This is a genomic window from Blautia sp. OM07-19, from assembly GCF_003481595.1.
Lineage (GTDB): Bacteria > Bacillota > Clostridia > Lachnospirales > Lachnospiraceae > Blautia_A > Blautia_A intestinihominis.
On sequence record NZ_QULA01000001.1, the window covers coordinates 370,652 to 387,927 of the forward strand.

Sequence of the window (17,276 nt, forward strand, 5' to 3'; positions counted from 1 at the left end):
ATTTTCAGCAAGAGCAAGCTAGAAGTCTGCAGTTGATTTTTAATGAAAACCAGGGATTTCTGCTCCTTTGCATTTTCCGATTACTTTCCCAAAGATTTTAAAAGAATCAGATTCATAAATCTGGATTGGATGATACTTTTCATTCAATGAAACCAGATAAACTCCATCCGGACCGTCATGTAGCTCTTTGATATAGGTATTGCCATTGAGATAGAAGATACCGATTTCACCGTTGGAGATACTGTCTTGTTTATGAACCCATGCAACATCTCCGGTATGATACATTGGTTCCATACTGTCACCAGATATACGGATTCCAAAATCCGTCTTTTCAGGTGCGAGATGACCGACATTGTAACTTTCTTTTACACTGTCTTCAATATAATTTCCAGTACCGGCAGAAGCTGGCTCTACTGCAATCGGCTGATAATTTTCAAATGGAATGATATCGGCTCTATGCGGAAGATACTTTCTGGACGCCCGCAGAAGATTGGCAAATTCAATAATCTTAGCTTTGCCGTCTTCATTCAAATTTTCCATGACATGATCAAATGGATTTTCACCTAAAAATTCTTCGTATATATCTTCAATATCTAAAATCTGACAAACTGTCAGGATTGTGTGTAAGGAGGGTTCTCTTGTTAGATTCTCCCATTTGGAGACTGCTTTCGTAGTAACTTCAATTCCTTCCTGAGCAAGTAAGTCCACCAGATCCGCCTGGGAGTAGCCTTTCCTTTTTCTGTTTTCTACTAATACTTCTCCGAAAGCACGCATATGTTCGCCTCATTTCTTTTTGATTTTTCTATATGCATTATAACCCGAATAAAATCAAAAATCAAGAAAAATCTCCGAAAAGGAGATAATACGACCAAGATGTCGCTTGACTATCTCCAATACGGAGATATATACTAAGCATACAGAAATTGATAAGACAATAAACCAAACAGAGAGAAGGTGGTGGAGTTAATGGGAGACAGGACAATTCTTCATAGCGACATGAATTCATTTTATGCAAGTGTGGAAATGCTGCATCACCCGGAATTTGCTGGAATGCCTCTTGCAGTTGGCGGTGATCCGGAAGCCAGACATGGAATTGTGCTGACAGCAAATTATATTGCAAAGCGAAAAGGTGTAAAGACCGGAATGGCATTATGGCAGGCAAAACAGATTTGTCCGGAAATCATTTTTGTGCCACCACGGATGGACTTGTATTTGAGATTTTCACAGATGGCAAGAGAAATCTATTCGGAGTATACGGACAAGATCGAGCCATATGGGATTGATGAAGCCTGGCTGGATGTATCAGACAGTAGAAATCTGAAAGGAAGCGGAATAACGATTGCAAGAGAAATCAGCCATCGGATTAAATACGAACTGGGTGTAACGGTAAGTATTGGAATTTCCTGGAATAAGATTTATGCGAAACTTGGTTCAGATTATAAAAAGCCGGATGCAATCACAGAGTTTAATCGAGAAAATTATAAAGACAGGATATGGCAGCTTCCAGCGTCAGATTTGCTTTATGTCGGAAGACAGACAAATAAGAAATTGCAAAAACTTGGAATCCGGACAATCGGGCAACTTGCGGAATCGGACGAAAAGTTGTTAGAGAGTCATTTTGGAAAAATAGGAAATGTATTATGGGCTTTCGCAAATGGCTGGGATGAAGATCCGGTTTGCAAGGAAGGATATGAAGCACCAGTAAAGTCGATAGGTAATAGCACTACAACACCGAGAGATCTGGAAAATGATCTGGATGTATGGATCATTCAAATAGCATTGGCAGAAAGTGTAGCTGCACGATTGCGGAAACATGGATTTAAATGCAAATCAGTAGAAATTACAGTTCGAGATAATGGATTGTATAGTTTTTCCAGACAGATACATTTACGACAGCCAACGAATATTACAAACGAGATTGTAACTGCAGCATTTCAGCTATTTAAAGATAATTACAAATGGGAATATCCCATTAGAAGCCTGGGAATCCGAGCTGCGGATCTTGTGTTAGATGATATTCCCGTGCAGTTGGATTTATTTGGAAATCAGGAGAAAAAGGAAAAGTTAGAGAAGCTGGATCGTACTGTAGATGAGATCAGACGACGGTTTGGTTATTTCAGTATACAGCGAGCGGCAATGTATCAGGATAAAGTCTTATCCCACTTAGACGCTGGTACGCACACGATCCATCCACACAGTTATTTTCATGGGTAATTGGAGGGATAGATTTGAAAAAAGCATTAACCAGAAAACAGAAAGAAAGTTATCAGTGTATTTTGGATTATACGAAGGAGCATGGATATCCGCCGACAGTACGGGAATTTGGAAAATTGATCGGGGTGAAATCAACATCATCAGCATTTTCCAGAATCAAGCAGTTGGAGTTAAATGGATATATCCGCAGAATCCCGGCATCGCCAAGAGCAATAGAGATCTTATAGTGAGGTGTCGGTATGAATAAAGTGTATGTAGATGTAGTGGCAGAGTTTCGGAAAGACGGAAAACTGGTTCCTATATTTTTCACCTGGGAAGATGGAAGAAAATATAACATTGACAGAATTTTGAAAATTGAGCGATGTGCCAGCAGAAAGGCAGGCGGTGTAGGAATGATGTATACCTGTATGATACAGGGACAGGAAAGCCATTTGTTTTATGAAGTGGATAAATGGTTTATGGAGAGAAAAACAGCATAAGGAGAGATTGGTATAGACGATATTATTTGGATTATTAACCGGCAGGGATAGTCACTTTCCCTTTATATTCCTGCAGGTTTTACATAAGAAGATGGATTCCGGTCAGCAAAGGTAGCTCCCACAATGCCTTTTGGATATCCGCTTCTGTAAATTGTAGTAAGTAATTGCTTCCCATCAAAATCATGGGGAAAGCGAACTGGTCTGAAAGACCGCCAGTTAGTGTGATGATGATAAGGAGATTTTGAAACTGATGACAGACAGAGATTATGCAATTAAATCAATGAAAGAGATTACCTTCCAGATGGCAAGCCATGCGCAGGATTATCTGGAAGTAACGATGGAGAGACATTATACAGATATCAAAGAACTGATGACAAGCTATCAGAAATTGATTTTGGAAAATCAGATTGTATTAGAAGAACTGGATATGGAGTGCCAGGAGAAAATCAATGAAGATATGGCATATGCGTTGAGTTATCTGAGCATTTATAACAATCAGCTGGATGTGCCAAAGATGCACCGGGAAATGAATAACCTGATGATCATTTACGGCTTGTCAGATATGATCTATCGTGGAATGACACTGGTAAAGTTCTATGCACCGAATGGTGTGATGCTCAGTGAGGTTCTTCATTCCTGTTTTTGCAGTCATTATAATAAGACAGACGTGGAAGTACAACAGGAGTTAGGAGTAGGCAGGACTTCTTTTTATAAAATGAAGAAGCAGGCACTTGGATATTTAGGATTTTATTTTTATGAGATCGTGGTACCGCAGGCAAAGGATAAAAGATTTAAACCGTCACTGGGCGTTGAGGAAGAGTAGGTGAATAATATGAGATACGAAGATTCGATGAAAGGCGTAGCTGCTCAGATAATCAAAGAGCAGCAGCGAGCCAGTAAAATTAAAAACAATCCAGAAGAGTTCCATTGGCATGACGAATATGCAACGTTGAATTTCTTTCGGTCTATCTGCAAAAATATCGGTAACTTGAGAAATGGAGAAATTGAAAAAATGGTCACACGCTTAAAGCACATAGATCAGAAAGCAGTGGAAAACCATGTGAATGGTGATGTTTGGGCATTTGATTATGATAAGATGTTCTATGTACTGATGGAAAATGAAATTTGCCGAAAGGTGTGTGAAAAGAATAAATATAATAGTTGGACGAAGCTGATTGGACAGTATTGTGTTTCAATGGCTTAAAGATGAAGAAAGTGTTGCTGGAGAAAAAAATACTCTCCAGCAACTTCGTTTTTGATGAATAAAGGTCAGTTTTTTGTTTAACTATTCTCACTATTATTTGATTCAGTGATTTTTTTCTTCTTTGGAGAAACCAGTTTGTGACCGGAATAAATGGACATGCCCATACAAAGCAATGAAGAATAGGCAAAATATTTATGTGCAGTCATAGATTTTTTGATTCCAGAATAAATGCATCCCAACATACAGAAAAGTGCTCCGAGGGACCAGTATTTATGCGATTTCATGATTTGATACCTCCTTTGATTTAACTGATTCCATCATAACGCTTTTTTTACGAATATGCAAAGAAAATTCTGAAATATAGTTCTATAGAATTAGAACTTGGTTTTACGATTCTGTATATTTAAGATATCCACAAGTATACTAAATTCAGAACGATTATTCGTTCCGGAGGAGGTGTTACGATGGATTTGAAAGCAGTAGGACAGCGAATCAAATCAGCACGAGAAGCAAAAAATCTCACGCAAGAGGAACTGGCTGCATTAGTAAATTTAAGTCCGACGCATGTGAGTGTAATTGAGAGAGGCTTGAAAGTTACAAAATTGGATACCTTTGTTGCAATTGCGAATGCACTAGATGTTTCAGCAGATACTCTTTTAATTGATGTTGTGGCACATTCAGTTACAGGTGTTACCAATGAGCTAACAGAGAAAATAGAAAAACTTCCAATCAAAGAGCAGAAAAAAATCATCAAAGTAATCCATACATTATTGGAAGAGTAATATGACAAACTGGGAAGAGCAAGTAGCTCTTCTTTTTTTTCCTATTTATCCAGCTTTAAGTTGGAAAGTGTCTTTTCATGACAATAGAAATATGCTAAATTAGTTCTGTAGAACAAAGCGTAATTCCGTTTATACATTGGAGGAAAATGAATGAGAGAGAAAACTATTTATGAGAAGATTGCAGAAAAGTACAACACAACACCAGAAGAAGTACGCAGAGAAATGCAGATAGCCATAGATGCAGGCTTTGATAATCCTAATCCGGCTGTGCAGGAAGAATGGAAGAAAATGACACTTAAAGGAGACAGACCCACACCGGAAGAAGTGATCAATTACGCAGTAAAACAATTAAAAGGAAATTAATGAAAATATGAAGAAAAAGATAATTGCAGTGATAACAGGAGCAGTGATCTTGATAATTGCTGCAGGACGTATTTATTGGAAACCTGAATCCGGTCATAAGAGAGGTGAACCGGATGTAGTAGGAACGTTTTCCATAAATCGGGATGAAAATTTAACTGTGGTCGCTAACCGAGAAAATATCGAGGATAGAGAAGCGTTTGCAAGAGAACTTTTGCAGATGTACAAGAATGATTCTTTTCATTCGACGAAATTCTCCACAGACAGGGGATATGCGACGAGCCTTGATATGAACATCTATTTATGGAAAGAGGGTATTGAAGATGGTGAATCGGTAATGACAGCCGAATACAGACCTGTAGAATATGGAAAGGACTATGATGTTGTCAATAATCCTGATAAATTTCAACTATATATAGATGGAAAAGAAGTAGAAGAATAACACGGTGAACTTTTTGCACTGAAATATGTACGATTCTAATAATGACATGAACTTATGGGAACGTATTGTGGATACTTTGTGAACTTTATCCTGATACAATGATTATGCTGATGAAAGAAGGCATAGATAACTGAATACAAAAAAGAGACGAAAGCCTCAGTAGTTAAGAAAAAACTACTGGGGCTTTTTTTCGTGCCTTAATTTCTCAGCCAATAACTGCGGGTGTGTCCTGGCAGGATAAAGGCGGAGCAGGCATGAGTTTAAACAGAGGTCCGCCTTCTGAATTTGAAACAAGCAACAAGATTTCAAATTCAGGAGGAACGGATATGTATATTGAACACCCATATTTTTATGAAGGAAAGTACTACGCAAATATTGATGGAGAAATGATTGAGATTACAAAAGAAGTTGCGTATGTGATGAACAATTTTTACAGAAGCAGCAAGGCAAAAAAAGTTGAGATTAAGAACGAACAGGGGAAAGTCGTGGATAAGATGCTGCGGGAGGTACCTTACAGTGGACAGTCCATTGATGGAGAAGGATTCATGATTGAGGATTTCCCAGATCTGAATTGCGACGTGGAGCACAGTGTACTGACGAAAATGGAACAGCAGGATATTCATAAAGTGATCGATCAGCTGAATACCGAGGAACGCATGATTATTTACGGCATTTTCTTTGAAAACAAGACACAGACACAGATGGCAGAGATTATGGGGATTTCCAGACAGGTATTAGCTTACAAGCTGAAAACGATCCTTAATAAAATGCGTGAAATGTATATGAAAAAAAATTTTTAAAAAAATTCGGAAATTTTTTTGCATCTGCCGAAGTCATTTGACTTTAGTAATTAGAGGAGCTTTAAGGACTCCCTAAAATGCACCATGAAAACTGAATATCCAATAATAACTGACGTGACATTTCATACAGTGAGCACGAGGAAGATGCCGCTATAGGATTATAAGACGTAAGAAACTTTTTTGAGCTAATAATACTGCGAAAAAGCACTGACCAAAGCCAGTCGGCAGGCTGGTGATGCGATGACATGTGTGAGATGCGATACACTTGCAGACCCTGAGAAGTCTGTAACTGGTAAACCTATGAACTGCCAGAGCCTGGAAACGAGAGTTTTTGGGTTGTGGTCCGGAGTGTAGCATTCGGACAGGTTATTATTCCCTTCCTGCAGATGCAGGAGTAACGATTCGGGGTATCGAGGATAAATAGAATCGAGCGAGCACTGTTTAATAATCAAATTGGCTATAGAGGTTATGCGGCAGAGCTTTCCGTCTTGGAAAGGAACTCTGCCGTATCCCTGTGGAGCCAATATAGCGCTATGAATGCTTTACAAATTAAAAAGATTGGAGAGATGATAAGTGACGATTCGAAGAGGAGATATCTTATGGGCGGATCTCGGTATGTTCCCGACAACCTCGGTTCAGGGAGGAGTAAGACCGGTGATCGTAGTAAGTAACAACAAAGCTAATACATACAGTTCAGTCATTACAGTAGTTCCGCTGACATCAAGAATATATAAGAAGCGATATTTACCAACACATGTATTTATCAGTAAATACGATATGACAGGGATCCGAAAAGGAAGCCTGGCATTGGCTGAACAGGTTATGAGCATTTCTACAAAATGCATTATTGAGAAATGCGGAAGAGTAAATAAGTGGAGCCTGGATCGGGTGCTGAAAGCGGTACGGATTCAAATGGGAATGAACGAAAGCGAGCAATGATATTCCTGCTTTCGACAATTCAACAGAAAACGACGTTATAAAATGTAGATAACACAAAAGAATGACAATACAGGACGAGCGGTTCTGGTGATTTTTTAGAGACGATTGAATATGATTTATAAAGGGAGGGATTGCGATGGCATTAAAAATTGTAAGAAGATATGATGCAAATGGTAATGTGATCGAAGATAAAGATTTAGAAAGATTCAAATTGGATTCCCCGGTAGTTCGTCAGATCTTATATCAGATGAATAAAGAGATGGGAGCAGTTGATAATATTAAAGTCGATGCAGCTGAAAGAAGAAATTTCGTATAACATACTTAGAGAAATAAAATAAGTTGAAATTTTTCTGGAAGGATGGTATAGTATACGTGAGAGGAGGAAAGAGCGAGGTGAGAAACATAAGAATTGGAAAGAATACCTCAAATAATAAAAAAACAGGATTGTATATCAGAGTTTCTACAAATTTTCAGTTTGAAGAAGGATATTCAGTAGGTGCTCAGACAGAGAAGCTTGAAAAGTATTGTAATTATCAGGAGATTGATAATTATGATCTGTATATTGATGGTGGCTATTCAGGAAGCAATCTGAATCGACCGGAGATGAAACGTCTTATTAAAGAAATTCAAGAGGGCAAAGTGGAATCAGTTGTAGTTGTTAAACTTGATCGTTTGTCCAGAAGTCAGAAAGATACGATTTATCTTCTGGAAGATGTGTTTGAAGCAAATGATGTTGGATTTATTTCTTTAAATGAGAACTTTGATACAACAACACCATATGGAAAAGCAATGGTAGGTATCTTATCTGTATTTGCTCAGTATGAACGTGAAAATATTCGTGAACGTACACAGATGGGAATTACAGAGAGAATCAAAACCGGAAAATGGAGAGGGACGAAACCACCATTTGGTTATGACTATAATAACGGTGATGACGTTCTTGTGCCAAATAAAGATGCTGAAACAGTCAGAAAGATTTTTGAATTATATAAGGAAGGCTATTCCACGTATGCACTGGCAAAGATGTTCGATTTAAAAGGAGACAAACAAGTGTCCGATATGTTATCCAGAGTGACATACATTGGAAAGCTCAAATATAATAAGGAAATCGTTGATGGTCTTCACGAGCCGATAGTTGATAAAAAACTGTTTGATGAAGTTCAGGAATTGCGAAAAACAAGAACGAGAGCAACTTCTCATAAATCACAGTATTTACTTACTGGGTTAATATATTGTGGATTATGTGGGGCAAAGATGCGTTATCAAAAATGGAGCGGTGGAAGAGTGATGATTTACTGTTACTCATTAGACCATAGTAAACCGCACTTGGTTAAGAATCCAAATTGCCAGAACGGAAAATTGGATGCAGCTGAAGTTGAAGAAGTTGTTGTTAGTGATATGCTGAAATTATCAAAGGAGTATGAGGTAATCGAGGAAAAATCAGAACAGCAAAATCAAAAAGGATTTGAAGCTATGAACCAGAGAAAATCAGTTCTTGAAGGTAAGCTGAAATCCCTGTATAATTTATATGCATCCGATACCAATAATAGTGTCCTGTTGGAGACAATTGGTGAGATCAATAAAGAACTGGAAAATCTGAATACACAGATAGAACAGTACACATTAAAGAACACCAGAGCTAAAGATATGACAGCAAGAGCCAAAGCATTCAAAAGTGTTGCTGACAGCTGGGAGTTCATGTCTTTCAATGAAAGACAGAAGACTGTACGTGAATATATCAAAAAGATTAAAATATCGAATGATTATGTTGAAATTGAGTATAATGATCTTTTGACACTACAGTAAATTACATTTCTATAGTTAATACATCGCAAGGGGATATATCTTCTTGCGTGTAAAATTTCATATATCTTATTCAAGATAATTACCCTATTGGATAAAGGAAATTTCAAAATTTCCACTATAATACATTATCCCGATGATCTTAGGAGAACTGAAACGCTTTTTCAGGGATGATGGAATGATCAAGGTGAGCCGGTCCATCAAAGAAAACCAGCACAGAGTCTATCTGGCGAGAGAAAAGATAGAGAAAGAACTGGGCAGGGAACCGAGCCTCAAAGAAATCGCAGAAATGCTCGAAATGCCGCCCGAAGAAGTCGCGATGACGATGGACTCAGCGGCAGAAGTAGAATCCCTGTACAGAACCGTCTATCAGAGCGAGGGAACAGACATCTCCCTCATAGACAAGATCCCGGAAAAAGAAAACGCCGAAGAGCATCTCCTGAACCGGATCTTCCTCGAGGAAATCCTCGGAAAACTGGAATCTTCCGACCGCAAACTTCTCTACATGCGTTACTTCCAGGACCAGACCCAGACCCAGATCGCAGAACAGCTAGGCGTTTCCCAGGTGCAGGTGTCGCGGATGGAGAAGAGGATATTGAAGAAGCTGAGGAGTTTGTATCGAGATGGATGATTACTTTATTTCTCGATGCCCGATATGCTGATTACATTAAGTCGCCAGCATCGATTTATATGTAAAAACAGAATATTATATTCTCTTTGCGCTTGGTTTCTTTGTTTCTGAGTTTATTATAAAGATTTTCAGAAGGAAAGTCAATGAGAGGAAAGACGGAATAAGTCTTATATAAAAAACGGCTGCCAGGAAATCGCCCGGCAGCCGCTTTGACTTTTATTTAGAATAACTTGCTTTCCCAAAAACAGACCCTTTCACCTTGGAAAGTGCGGTGAGGACGATCATTCCGAAGATTCCGCAGGAGATGACTTCGCCGGCACCGACGGTCAACATCATAAGCGGGATTGGAAGGTTCACACCGTATCCGTAGTAAAGAACGAAAGGTACGATAACCGTATTAGCTACGATCGGCGGCAATGGAGCAAGCCATTTGCTGGAACCGCGCAGTTTGTAAGTAAAGACTGCACCGATCAGTGTTGCGATACTTCCGAAGATGATATCTACAGGGATTGCACCGCCAAGCAGGTTGGAGAGGATACATCCTACAAATAATCCCGGAATTGCAGCAGGTGTGAAGTATGGAAGGATCGTCAGTGCCTCAGAGAAGCGAACCTGTACTTCGCCGTAGCTTAATGGGGCAAACAGCAGAGTCAGAACTACGTAGATAGCACCGATAGTGGCTGCCTGCACAAGGAACATTGTGTTTTTGCTTTTCATTATTCAGTTCTCCTTTAGTTTTGTTTTACATGTGGAAGGTCACGAACACATGATTCATTTTACGCCGGGAATCGGCGGGAAGCCCTGTAAGACCTTGGTGTATTGCATATCGGGGAAACGCCAGCGGCGCATCCGCTGATTTTGCGGGCTTCATAGCGGTAATGAGTATAGCATAACAACACAGGAAATGCAAGAAAAAAAGAATACCGCATTCCTGAAATACAATCAGAGAAGCGATATTCTTTAGAAATATCAGATACATAAAAATATCAGTTTTAAAATCAGAATTTAATTTCTTTTCCTTCCCGACGCCACTGTCTGAACTCAGCAGAAGCAGAGAGCAGAAGGTCGGAAGAAGAGTTCAGGGCTGTCTCTACGGAGTCCTGGATAACACCGATGATGAAACCAACTGCAACAACCTGCATGGAGATATCATCAGAGATACCAAACAGAGAGCATGCCATCGGGATCAGAAGAAGAGATCCACCGGCAACACCGGAAGCACCGCAGGCTGAAAGTGCAGCCAGGAGACTCAGGATGATCGCAGTCGGGATATCTACATGGATACCAAGTGTAAAGGCAGTGGCCATTGTCATAACCGTGATCGTGATCGCTGCACCATCCATATTGATCGTTGCACCGAGCGGGATAGTTACAGAGTAAGTATCTCTGTCAAGTCCCATTTCCTCGCAGACTTTCATGTTTACAGGAATGTTGGCGGCAGAACTTCTGGTGAAAAATGCAGTCAGCGCGCTTCTCTTCAGGCACTGGAAGATCAGCGGATAAGGATTCTTGCGGATGCACCAGTAAACGAGCATCGGGTTGGTAACAAAATAGATAAACAGCATACAGCCAACCAGCAGAAGAAGCAGTTTACCGTAAGTAGTAAAGATATCCAGTCCGTTTGTAGATACTGTGTTGAACACGAGACCGAAGATACCAAATGGTGCCATGTTGATGATCCAGGTAACAACTGTGGAAAGTCCGTTTGCAACATCAGCAAGAACGTTCTTGGTCATGTTGTTGGCAGCACGTAAAGCAAGTCCAATCAGGACAGCCCACATCAGGATTCCAACATAGTTTGCATTTACGAGAGAAGAAACAGGGTTTGCAACGACGTTCAGCAGAAGGTTGTTGAGGACTTCTGCGATACCCTGTGGTGCAGCAGTATCAGTAGCAGCAGTTGTCAGTGTCAGTTCAACCGGGAAGATCATGCTTGCAAATACTGCGATCACAGCGGCAAGAACGGTACTGAACATGTAAAGTATGATTACGGTTTTGATAACACCGCCGTGAGATTTTCCGGCATTGCACAGAGAACTGATAACCAGGAAAAATACAAGAAGCGGTGCGATCGCTTTGAGGGCTCCGACGAATACGTCACCCAGAATAGAGACTGCAGAAGCTCCCGGTACAGCGATTCCCAGGATGGCTCCCAGGATCAGTCCTACGAGGATTCGCTTGACCAGTGCGATCTCAGTCCATTTGGTCCAAAGTTTTTTCATTTGTTTACTCCCTTTCCTTTTACCTCTTTAATATGGTAAAACACTAATAAAGCATATTATAAACGAAAAATGCTTATAGTGCAACAAAATCATAAATTTTCGTAGACATATTTTGGAAGTTGCGGTAAGATGATACAAGGTTGCTGTGAACAGTAACGATACAGGCTGATGTCAATATCAGTAATTACAGAAAGGCAGATTTACAGATATGGAAGAGAAGATTCTTGATTTCATCATGGAGTACGCACAGGAGAACGAAAACGTTCCGTTTCAGGTTATTGAGGAAACGTTTAATATTCAGATGGATGAGAGCTTACGATCTATCATCAGTGATGCAATCTGGGACAGAGACAATGTTTCAGATGTAGTCATCGAAAATGAAGGCTATGTGATCAGTTGCTTCGAGGACTGATCGTTAAGTCAGGGAAAGTAAAGTGTTTGGCAAATACAGGGCAGAGACGGAATGGCGTTCTCTGCCCTGTGTTTTTTGCCATAAACAGTTATTTTTTACGGTTAAGATCTTCCAGGATCGTGGTGTTGACATCATCTTCGTATTTACGCATCTGAACCTGCATAGGTGTGGGGTCAGCAGAAAACTTCAGATGACTGAAATGATTAAAGAAGAACAGGACTCCGATGGCGAGCCCAATGGAATAAGAAATCTCCAGTATGGTAAAACCGCTGGAGATTTTTCCTGTTACCTGAAAATAGATCTTTTGGAAAAGTGTGCCGACATCCACATCCGTATTAAAGGTCATGATGGAAAATGCCGCGCCAAAAAACGTGGCAAGGCAGACAAGGATCACTTTGAGCCAGCGGAAAAGCGTGCCGGGAGTGGATTCTTTTTTATAGGTAAGAATGAAGTCAGGTTCGCCGACAGGTGTGATCGTAAGTTCCGGTTCTTTTTTCTGGATCATGTCGACAAGATCCATGACAGACATGACATACCTTCCCGGCTTTTCTGAATCCAGGTTCGCAACAGGCAGGACACGGAGCCTGTTCAAAATTTTGGGATTGGTACAGGAAAGCCGTGCGATATCCTGGAGATACACATGGGGATGCTGTACCTGTATGTTCATGTCAAGCTGCAAATATAAAGTATCACTCATAAAAATCTCCTTCTGAAAGACCGCAGGTCAGTCTTTCATTTTGGGTTTGAAGATCAGGCTGGCGAGATAGGAAAAAATCAGCGCAGCAGAAACTCCAGTCGCACAGGCTGTGAATCCCCCGGTAAAAAGTCCGAGGAAACCGTCCTGGTCGATGGCTTTTTTCATACCTTTCCAGAGAACCTGCCCGAAGCCGAGAAGCGGAACAGAAGCGCCGGCACCTGCATAGTCGGCAAATGGCTGATAGATTCCGATCGCGCTCAAAAGAGCACCCGAGCAGACCAGAATGACCATGACCCGCCCGGGCATCAGCTTGGTCTTATCAAGAAGGATCTGGACCAGGGCACAGATCACACCGCCGACCCAGAATGCATTAAAATAATCCATAAAAAACTCCTTTCAGGATAATTGAATGTGTTCAAGAACGATTCCGTGGGCGATTCCCGGAACGGATTCTCCTTCATTAAAGCTTACTTTGGAGAGCATTGCCCCGGTAGGCACGAACAGGACACGTTTCCACTGGCCGGTAACGATGCGCGGCAGGATAAACGCAGCCAGCACGGAGGCGGCGCAGCCGCAGCCGCTTCCGCCGGAATGCGTATCCTGTGATTTGTTATCAAAGATCAGAAGTCCGCAGTCATGATGGATGGAACTGATGGAAAGACCCTTTTCCCGGAGCAGATCAAATAAGATCCTCTGTCCGACCACGCCGAGATCTCCGGTGATAATGGCATCGTAATCGGAAGGCTTCCGGTCAAAATCGGTCAGATGGCGGCAGATCGTATCGCAGGCAGCAGGAGCCATGCAGCCGCCCATATTCATGGAATCACGAAAACCAAAATCGACAACCGTTCCGGTAGTAAGCGCAGTGACTGCCACACAGCCGTTTTCGTGCCGGAGGGGAGAGGCATTTTCTGTGTTTTCCGGAACTGGCGGATTGTTTCCAAGGACACAGGCTCCGCTTCCCGTCACTGTCCAGGTTGCAGAGAGCGGGCGCTGGCTTCCATAGCCGAGCGGAAAACGAAATTCCTTTTCGGCAGTAGCAAAATGACTGGATGTGGCGCAGAGGATATGTGCACCGTAACCGGCTGCGACGGACATGGCTCCGAGAGAAAGGGACTCACCGATCGTGGAGCAGGCACCATACAGCCCATAAAACGGAATCCCCATATCAGCAATGCCAAAAGAAGATGCGATCGTCTGTGCAAGAAGATCCCCGGCAAATGCCATTCGGATATCAGAAGGCTTAAGACCGGCTTTTCCGATCGCAAGTACAGCAGTTTCTTTCTGGAGAGTGCTTTCTGCGTTTTCCCAGGTATCTGTCCCGAAGCGTGGATCTTCGCTCACCATATCAAAACAGTCTCTGAGCGGTCCTTCGCCTTCTTTTTTGCCGACGATCGAAGCTGCACTTTGAATATAGACCGGTTCCTGAAAAGCGAGGCTTACTTTTCCGGTCTGAGCTGCTGGTTTCATCCGATCACCTCCATAAGTTTGAGAATATAATAGACAATGCCAAGAAGCCAGGAACTTAAGATCCCGTACAGGATCACAGGACCAGCGATTGTAAAGATCTTGCAGCCGATGCCGAAGATCTGTCCTTCTGCCTGGAATTCGATCGCGGAAGAGGCAACCGAGTTTGCAAAACCGGTGATCGGAACAAGTCCCCCGGCGCCTCCGAACTTTCCAATCTTGGAATACAGATTCAATCCGGTAAGAAGTACACTCAGAAAGATCAAAATAAGCGAGCACCAGTTTCCGGCAGTCTCTCTGTCTGCGCCCATGGTCTGAGCGGTGTTTAAGATCCACTGTCCGAAAAGACAGATCAGGCCTCCTGTGACAAAGGCTTTTAGCATATTTACAGGGAGACTGTGAGAGGGGGTGATGGATTTGACATACTGCTCATATTTTTTCTGCTTTTTTATTTGCTGTTCTGAAGGCATGAAATCTCCTTTCTGTTTGACTTTTGTCTGGTTTATGCATATAATAATGAGGCTTATTGCCAGCCAAGGAAATAAAAAAGAAGTGTGCCGGTACATTTCCCGGCAGCGATCGCTATGATAATGGCAGGAAAACCTTCCGTCAGACGGATTCTTCTGGAAAAAACAGGGAAGACGTCAGCGACTTCCGCCAGCGCGAGGATCCAGCTTCCGAGGAATATCCCGGAAAAGACACCATACAGTATCAGAAACGGGACTCCAAGCGGCAGAGAGATCTCAAAGACCCAGAAAAGATTTCCGAGTACGAATCCAAGCAGGGTCATATCCTCGTAAAGCAGGATAGAATCTGCAGTATGTGTGATCCCGGCATATCTTGGAAGAATGGAAAGTCCGATCATCAGTCCGACAGCACCGCCGGCAATGATAACTCCTGAACATATTCCTGCAAAGCCAAGAAAAATCTGCTGCCACATACAAAAGAACTCCTTTTTTATTGATTTTGATGAGTAGTATGTGAAAATCTGAGAGAATCATACATTAATTCTTAAAAAAATATGAAAACCTGTACTTTTATTTGATTGGATAGTATAATTAAAAGGAATGCACGGCATTTTCAATATTATTTATAAGGATGTTACGAGGAGGTTTTGCATGTACGACGCATATTCCCGAATGGAGATCCTGCTAGGTCAGAAGGGAGTTAACCGTCTGAGTACAGCTAAGATTGCTGTTTTCGGTCTGGGAGGTGCAGGCTCCTATACAGTGGAAGCACTGGCACGATGCGGGGTTGGCAGTCTTACACTTGTGGATCATGAGGCAATAACGGTCACAGATATCAACAGGCAGCTTTATGCGCTGCAGCCTACGATCGGCCATAAGAAAGTTCAGATAGCCAAAGAACGGGTCCATAATATAGACGAGGATATTCTGGTTCACACCTATGAAACATATTATAATGAAGACACTATGGGGTTATTCGATCTGAAAGCCTATGATTATATTGTGGATGCAATGGATACTGTTTCATCCAAGATCCTTCTGATAGAGCAGGCTCAGAAATATCAGGTTCCGGTTATCTCATGCCTGGATATGGGGAATAAGCTGAATCCGTCAAGCCTGGAGATCATGGATATCTCACGTGTTGCGGCAGATCCGGCAGTAAAGAAAATGCGTGCGGAACTTCGCAGGAAGGGAGTACGCAGGCTGAAGGTACTGTGCTCCAGAGAACATTCACGCAGAGGTTTTGAATTCAGAAGAAATAAAGAAAATATCGAGAGAAATATCCATGGAAGCATTTCTTTTGTGCCGGGGGTTGCAGGACTTATGGCAGCAGGAGAAGTAGTACGGGATATTTTGTCAGAAAAACACAAAAAATAATATGAAGATCAGGAAAATAAGCCTGAGGTTTAAAATAAATAGAAAGATAGAGGATAGCATTTGTGAATGAGCAGATCAGACAGAAATTTTGCCAGGAATTAGGAACAGAGCAGGTGCTCTTTGATGAGCCGATGAAGAAACATACAACTTTTCGTATCGGCGGTCCGGCAGATGTTTTTGTGATGCCGAGAACAATAGAAGAAGTGAGTAAGGCGCTTGAGATATGCAGACAGGAACAGCTGCCATATTTCATACTTGGAAACGGAAGCAATCTTCTGGTCAGCGACCAGGGGTACAGAGGCGTGATTATCCAGCTGGACCGCAATATGGAGGAGATCACAGTAGATGGTACAGAGATCCGTGCAGCAGCGGGAGCGCTTCTTTCTTCCATCGCTGTGGCGGCCAGAAGAGCTTCTCTTGCAGGTTTTGAGTTCGCAGGAGGGATCCCGGGTACACTTGGAGGAGCTGTTGTGATGAATGCGGGTGCATATGGCGGAGAAATGAAGGATGTACTCAAAGAAGTCACTGTGATGACAGGAGACGGCGAAATTCGTGTGATCCCGGCATCAGAGCTTGAGATGGGCTACAGAACAAGCATCATCAAAAAAGCAGGTTATCTTGTGCTCGGCGCAACGATCTCACTTAAGGAAGGTAATCTGGAAGAGATCAAAGCGCTTACCAGAGAACTCAGTGAGAAGCGTACTTCGAAACAGCCGCTTGAATTTCCAAGCGCAGGAAGTACATTCAAACGTCCGGAAGGATATTTTGCAGGCAAGCTGATCATGGACAGCGGTCTTCGCGGATATCAGATCGGAGGAGCGAGAGTATCTGACAAGCATTGTGGTTTTGTAATCAACGCAGGAGATGCAACAGCGCAGGATGTTGTGGCACTGATGGATCATGTGACAGAGGTAGTCCGTGAGAAATACGGAGTGACTCTGGAACCAGAAGTGAAATTTTTGGGGGATTTTAACTAAACT

25 protein-coding genes are annotated in these 17,276 nt (G+C 41.9%); 16 read left to right on the forward strand and 9 right to left on the reverse strand.

The genetic code is table 11. The annotated features are described in order from the left end of the window. Positions 1-39: 39 nt before the first annotated feature. Positions 40-774, reverse strand: a complete 735-nt coding sequence (locus DXC01_RS01515) for an XRE family transcriptional regulator (RefSeq protein ID WP_117457278.1) — start codon at positions 772-774, stop codon at positions 40-42. A gap of 192 nt (positions 775-966) precedes the next feature. Here DXC01_RS01515 and dinB point away from each other — a divergent pair, with 192 nt between their 5' ends. The 5 genes from dinB to DXC01_RS01540 all read left to right on the forward strand — a co-directional run bounded on the left by dinB (position 967) and on the right by DXC01_RS01540 (position 3,897). Next, a complete protein-coding gene (dinB, locus tag DXC01_RS01520; protein ID WP_118698064.1) occupies positions 967-2,214 on the forward strand; it encodes a DNA polymerase IV in 1,248 nt (415 codons plus the stop codon). Positions 2,215-2,228: 14 nt separating this feature from the next. Next, positions 2,229-2,441, forward strand: coding sequence for a DNA-binding protein (locus DXC01_RS01525; protein ID WP_005344268.1), 213 nt, complete (start codon positions 2,229-2,231; stop codon positions 2,439-2,441). Between the two features lie 12 nt (positions 2,442-2,453). Beyond that, positions 2,454-2,693, forward strand: coding sequence for a hypothetical protein (locus DXC01_RS01530; protein WP_054335621.1), 240 nt, complete (start codon positions 2,454-2,456; stop codon positions 2,691-2,693). Between the two features lie 250 nt (positions 2,694-2,943). Further along, positions 2,944-3,516: a hypothetical protein gene (locus DXC01_RS01535; protein ID WP_055222049.1), complete on the forward strand. Its 573-nt coding sequence runs from the start codon at positions 2,944-2,946 to the stop codon at positions 3,514-3,516. Between the two features lie 9 nt (positions 3,517-3,525). Beyond that, on the forward strand, positions 3,526-3,897 hold the full coding sequence (locus tag DXC01_RS01540; protein WP_118364734.1) for a hypothetical protein: 372 nt from the start codon (positions 3,526-3,528) through the stop codon (positions 3,895-3,897). A 77-nt stretch (positions 3,898-3,974) separates the two neighbouring features. Here the strand turns inward: DXC01_RS01540 and DXC01_RS01545 are convergent, their stop codons facing one another. Continuing rightward, positions 3,975-4,181, reverse strand: coding sequence for a DUF6219 family protein (locus DXC01_RS01545; RefSeq protein WP_008688150.1), 207 nt, complete (start codon positions 4,179-4,181; stop codon positions 3,975-3,977). Positions 4,182-4,361: 180 nt separating this feature from the next. Here DXC01_RS01545 and DXC01_RS01550 point away from each other — a divergent pair, with 180 nt between their 5' ends. The 8 genes from DXC01_RS01550 (at position 4,362) to DXC01_RS01590 (ending at position 9,654) form a co-directional block, all read left to right on the forward strand. Further along, positions 4,362-4,679, forward strand: a complete 318-nt coding sequence (locus tag DXC01_RS01550) for a helix-turn-helix domain-containing protein (protein WP_008688152.1) — start codon at positions 4,362-4,364, stop codon at positions 4,677-4,679. A 150-nt stretch (positions 4,680-4,829) separates the two neighbouring features. Further along, entirely contained in the window at positions 4,830-5,042 is a 213-nt protein-coding gene (locus DXC01_RS01555; RefSeq protein ID WP_117484520.1) for a sporulation initiation factor Spo0A C-terminal domain-containing protein, read from the forward strand. A 7-nt stretch (positions 5,043-5,049) separates the two neighbouring features. Next, a complete protein-coding gene (locus tag DXC01_RS01560; RefSeq protein ID WP_117484521.1) occupies positions 5,050-5,481 on the forward strand; it encodes a hypothetical protein in 432 nt (143 codons plus the stop codon). Between the two features lie 326 nt (positions 5,482-5,807). Continuing rightward, positions 5,808-6,281, forward strand: a complete 474-nt coding sequence (locus DXC01_RS01565; protein ID WP_199704952.1) for a sigma factor-like helix-turn-helix DNA-binding protein — start codon at positions 5,808-5,810, stop codon at positions 6,279-6,281. Positions 6,282-6,854: 573 nt separating this feature from the next. Next, positions 6,855-7,220 (forward strand): type II toxin-antitoxin system PemK/MazF family toxin, encoded by a 366-nt coding sequence (locus tag DXC01_RS01575; RefSeq protein ID WP_117457283.1) that lies wholly within the window; start codon positions 6,855-6,857, stop codon positions 7,218-7,220. A gap of 136 nt (positions 7,221-7,356) precedes the next feature. Further along, positions 7,357-7,536, forward strand: a complete 180-nt coding sequence (locus DXC01_RS01580) for a hypothetical protein (protein WP_117942937.1) — start codon at positions 7,357-7,359, stop codon at positions 7,534-7,536. A 56-nt stretch (positions 7,537-7,592) separates the two neighbouring features. Next, a complete protein-coding gene (locus DXC01_RS01585; RefSeq protein WP_243111526.1) occupies positions 7,593-9,026 on the forward strand; it encodes a recombinase family protein in 1,434 nt (477 codons plus the stop codon). A gap of 133 nt (positions 9,027-9,159) precedes the next feature. Continuing rightward, positions 9,160-9,654: a sigma-70 family RNA polymerase sigma factor gene (locus DXC01_RS01590; RefSeq protein WP_118698066.1), complete on the forward strand. Its 495-nt coding sequence runs from the start codon at positions 9,160-9,162 to the stop codon at positions 9,652-9,654. A gap of 216 nt (positions 9,655-9,870) precedes the next feature. Here the strand turns inward: DXC01_RS01590 and DXC01_RS01595 are convergent, their stop codons facing one another. Next, positions 9,871-10,371, reverse strand: a complete 501-nt coding sequence (locus tag DXC01_RS01595; protein ID WP_022214154.1) for a QueT transporter family protein — start codon at positions 10,369-10,371, stop codon at positions 9,871-9,873. A gap of 281 nt (positions 10,372-10,652) precedes the next feature. Continuing rightward, positions 10,653-11,876: a serine/threonine transporter SstT gene (sstT, locus tag DXC01_RS01600; protein WP_118698067.1), complete on the reverse strand. Its 1,224-nt coding sequence runs from the start codon at positions 11,874-11,876 to the stop codon at positions 10,653-10,655. A 208-nt stretch (positions 11,877-12,084) separates the two neighbouring features. On the opposite strand from sstT, the gene DXC01_RS01605 reads away from it, so the two are divergent. Next, positions 12,085-12,288 carry a hypothetical protein gene (locus DXC01_RS01605; protein ID WP_022214152.1) on the forward strand — a complete coding sequence of 68 codons (204 nt, stop codon included), beginning with the start codon at positions 12,085-12,087 and terminating at the stop codon, positions 12,286-12,288. A gap of 88 nt (positions 12,289-12,376) precedes the next feature. Here DXC01_RS01605 and DXC01_RS01610 read toward each other — a convergent pair whose 3' ends face one another. From DXC01_RS01610 to DXC01_RS01630, 5 genes are read right to left on the reverse strand one after another with little or no spacing between them, the layout of a single operon-like run. Continuing rightward, entirely contained in the window at positions 12,377-12,985 is a 609-nt protein-coding gene (locus DXC01_RS01610; protein ID WP_022214151.1) for a stage V sporulation protein AA, read from the reverse strand. Between the two features lie 27 nt (positions 12,986-13,012). Further along, a complete protein-coding gene (spoVAE, locus tag DXC01_RS01615) occupies positions 13,013-13,369 on the reverse strand; it encodes a stage V sporulation protein AE (RefSeq protein WP_022214150.1) in 357 nt (118 codons plus the stop codon). A gap of 12 nt (positions 13,370-13,381) precedes the next feature. Beyond that, entirely contained in the window at positions 13,382-14,455 is a 1,074-nt protein-coding gene (locus tag DXC01_RS01620; RefSeq protein WP_118698068.1) for a stage V sporulation protein AD, read from the reverse strand. After that, positions 14,452-14,922 (reverse strand): SpoVA/SpoVAEb family sporulation membrane protein, encoded by a 471-nt coding sequence (locus DXC01_RS01625; RefSeq protein WP_118698069.1) that lies wholly within the window; start codon positions 14,920-14,922, stop codon positions 14,452-14,454. The genes DXC01_RS01620 and DXC01_RS01625 overlap by 4 nt, the downstream gene beginning before the upstream one ends. Before the next feature lie 53 nt (positions 14,923-14,975). Further along, positions 14,976-15,392 (reverse strand): stage V sporulation protein AB, encoded by a 417-nt coding sequence (locus tag DXC01_RS01630; protein WP_118698070.1) that lies wholly within the window; start codon positions 15,390-15,392, stop codon positions 14,976-14,978. Between the two features lie 178 nt (positions 15,393-15,570). Between DXC01_RS01630 and DXC01_RS01635 the strand changes: the two genes are divergently transcribed. Then, on the forward strand, positions 15,571-16,296 hold the full coding sequence (locus DXC01_RS01635; RefSeq protein WP_118698071.1) for a tRNA threonylcarbamoyladenosine dehydratase: 726 nt from the start codon (positions 15,571-15,573) through the stop codon (positions 16,294-16,296). A gap of 62 nt (positions 16,297-16,358) precedes the next feature. Beyond that, the gene (gene murB / locus DXC01_RS01640; protein WP_118698072.1) at positions 16,359-17,273 is read left to right on the forward strand and encodes a UDP-N-acetylmuramate dehydrogenase; all 915 of its coding nucleotides are present in this window, start codon (positions 16,359-16,361) and stop codon (positions 17,271-17,273) included. Positions 17,274-17,276: the final 3 nt, after the last annotated feature.